We start from the raw sequence: 2,884 nt of genomic DNA on the forward strand, positions 1-2,884 counted from the left end.
CGCGCGCGTCGCGGGCCCGTGCGGCGTCCGCCGGGCCCGGGGCGCCCGCCCGGCCTCACACCGTCCAGGTGAAGCGGGGCGGGCGCCGCTCCAGGAAGGCGGCGACGCCCTCCTCGGTGTCACCGCCGGACCGCGCCTGCTGTTCCCAGTACGGATCGCGGTCGGTGCGGCCGGCCGCGAACTCCTTGGCCGCCGCCTGGGTGAGCTGTGAGCGCGAGACGAGGACCCGGGTGAACTCCGCGACCCGCTCGTCCAGGGCGCCCCCGGGCAGCACCTCGTCCACCAGGCCGGTGCGCAGGGCCCGTTCCGTATCGATCAACTCGCCCGAGAACAGCAGATGCTTGGCGGCCGACGGGCCCACCAGCGAGACCAGCCGGCGGGTGGAGGACGCCGGATAGACGATGCCCAGCTTCGCCGGAGTCACCCCGAACAGCGCCCCGGCCTCGGCGAACCGCAGATCGCAGGCCACGGCGAGCTGGGAGCCGCCGCCGACGCAGTGGCCGCGTACGGCCGCCAGCGTCGGCTTGGGGAACGCGGCGAGCGCGTCCTCGGCCCGTACGGCGAGGGCTTGCGGCTCCTCGCCCGGCTCCCGCAGCGAGGAGATGTCGGCCCCGGCGCAGAAAGTCGGCCCGTCGCCGGTCAGCACGAGCGCGCGTACGGCCGGGTCCTTCGCCAGCGGGCCCAGCAGCTCCGGCACCGACCGCCACATCGCGGCTGTCATGGCGTTTCGCTTGGCGGGGTTGCTGATGACGAGGGTGGCGACACCGTCCGCGACGGTGTGCGTCACGCGCGGCCGGGATTCCGGGACGACGGGCTGCTCCATGCGCCGGATGCTATCCGCCGGGGGCGGACCTACGATCAAGAAGGGGTGCCAGGGGGGCCGGCGAGGAGGACACGATGCCCGGTACCACTCAGGAGCCCAAGAGACTGAAGCGGGATTTCGGCGTACTCGCCGCTCTCGGGGTGATCCTTGTCATCGCCGGTCTGGTGGGCCTCGTCTACACCGGGGTCGCGACCCTCACCTCGATGCTGCTCTTCGGCTGGCTGCTGCTCATCGGCGGTGTGATCGGTCTGGTGCACGCCGTCCAGTCGCGCGGCAGCGACTACTTCTGGCTGGCCGTGGTGGTCGCGGCGCTGAACATCGCGGCCGGTGTGGTCGTCATCCGGCACCCGGAGGGCTCGGCGGAGGCCCTGACGCTGTTCGCCGCCCTGCTCTTCCTGACCGGCGGCCTCTTCCGCCTGGTCGGCTCCCTGGTCGTCCGGGGCCCGCAGTTCGGCTGGACCCTGGTCCAGGGTGTGTTCGGTCTGCTGCTGGGCATCCTGGTACTCGGCAACTGGCCGGAGAGCAGCCGCTATGTGCTGGGGCTCTTCTTCTCGCTCGCCCTGCTCTTCGACGGGCTCGGACTGATCGCCATCGGCGTCGGCGGCCGGCGGATCGTCGGCTTGGTCGCCGAACCGGGGTCCTCGGGAGCTACCGCCCCGTACAACCGGCCAGGAGAAGATCAGGACCAGTCGCACAAGTGACTCTGTCATACGCACCCGGTCAGAAAGTGTCGATTGGTGCCGACTTCTGCTCAGCTTCGCGGTCCGGGCGGGCCCACTGCCAACACTTATTACTCGAAGGTCAGTGGGCAGTCGAGCCGAGGGTGGTACCGGACTATGGAGAGCCGCGGGAGCATCCCGGCCCGGCCGCTGTCGTACGAGGGGGTCTGGCGATTCACCGCTCCCGCGGTCGAGGTGTCGGTGCCCCGGGCCAGACACGCCGTACGGGATCTGCTGCGCCGCCAGGGCGTCCCGGCCCCCGACGACCTCCTTCAGGGCCTGCTGCTGATCGTGTCCGAGCTGGTCACCAACGCCGTCAAGCACGCGGCGCTGCTGTCGCCCGAACTCGGTGTCGAGGTCGCCGTCCGCGCCGGGGCCGTCCGGGTGTCCGTGGAGGACAACCACCCCTACCGCCCCAAGGCACTGGAGACGGACGGGGGCCAGACCGGCGGCCGGGGACTGCTGCTCGTACGGGAGGTGGCGCTGGAGGCGGGGGGCACCTACGACGTCGAGCACACCACCGGCGGCGGCAAGGTCGTCTGGGCGGAGCTGCCACTGGCGATTCCGGCGGCGTGCCGGGACACCGGGGCCCCCTGACCGGCAGGGCGGGCCCCGGAGCGCCCACGGCCGCCCGGCGGGCTCCGCACAGCCGCCGGGTGGGCTCCGCACGGCCGCCCGGCGGGCCCCGGAGCGCTCACCAGCCGCCGACGGGGCCCGTCAGCTCCTTGACCGCCGGGCGCGCGGCGTCCAGCACCGTCATGAACCAGGCCGAGAACGGCCCCTCGGCATGGCGCCGGTCCAGCTCGTCCGGTGTCACGAAGGCCGTCTCGCCGACCTCCGCCGGATCGGGCCGCAGCGGAGCCTGGACCAGCCCGACGAAGAGGTGGTTGTACTCCTGCTCCACCAGGCCCGAGTCCGGGTCCGGGTGGTTGTAGCGGACGGTGCCGGCCTCGGCGAGCAGCGAGGGCGAGATGCCCAGCTCCTCGTACGTCCGCCGGGCCGCGGCGGCGAAGGGCGCCTCACCGGGGTACGGATGCCCGCAGCAGGTGTTCGACCAGACACCGGGGGAGTGGTACTTCCCCGCCGCGCGGCGCTGGAGCAGCAGCCGCCCCTGCTCGTCGAAGAGGAACACGGAGAACGCCCGGTGCAGCATCCCCGGAGCCTGGTGGGCGGCGAGCTTCTCCGCCGTGCCGACGGTGGTGCCCTGCTCGTCGACCAGTTCAAGCAGGATCGCTGGGGTCGCAGGGGTCGCCGGGGTCGCGCCGTTCGACGTGCTGTCCGTGGCCGTGGCTGGTGAGGTCGGCATAACCATCCTTCGCTGTGGTCCTCGCCCTGTGGGGCC

General features: G+C 72.6%; 4 protein-coding genes. 2 read left to right on the plus strand and 2 right to left on the minus strand.

Annotation, left to right across the window (positions count from 1 at the left end; translation table 11 throughout):
• Positions 1-55: 55 nt before the first annotated feature.
• Complete coding sequence (locus ACWF94_RS37875; protein ID WP_453499390.1) at positions 56-823, minus strand: enoyl-CoA hydratase/isomerase family protein; 768 nt, start codon at positions 821-823, stop codon at positions 56-58.
• Between the two features lie 74 nt (positions 824-897).
• Here ACWF94_RS37875 and ACWF94_RS37880 point away from each other — a divergent pair, with 74 nt between their 5' ends.
• On the plus strand, positions 898-1,524 hold the full coding sequence (locus tag ACWF94_RS37880; RefSeq protein ID WP_453499392.1) for an HdeD family acid-resistance protein: 627 nt from the start codon (positions 898-900) through the stop codon (positions 1,522-1,524).
• Positions 1,525-1,659: 135 nt separating this feature from the next.
• Positions 1,660-2,139, plus strand: coding sequence for an ATP-binding protein (locus tag ACWF94_RS37885; protein ID WP_453499394.1), 480 nt, complete (start codon positions 1,660-1,662; stop codon positions 2,137-2,139).
• Between the two features lie 97 nt (positions 2,140-2,236).
• Here the strand turns inward: ACWF94_RS37885 and idi are convergent, their stop codons facing one another.
• Positions 2,237-2,848, minus strand: a complete 612-nt coding sequence (gene idi / locus ACWF94_RS37890; protein WP_453499396.1) for an isopentenyl-diphosphate Delta-isomerase — start codon at positions 2,846-2,848, stop codon at positions 2,237-2,239.
• Between the last annotated feature and the right edge of the window lie 36 nt (positions 2,849-2,884).

The sequence above is a fragment of the Streptomyces sp. NPDC055078 genome (assembly GCF_053607985.1).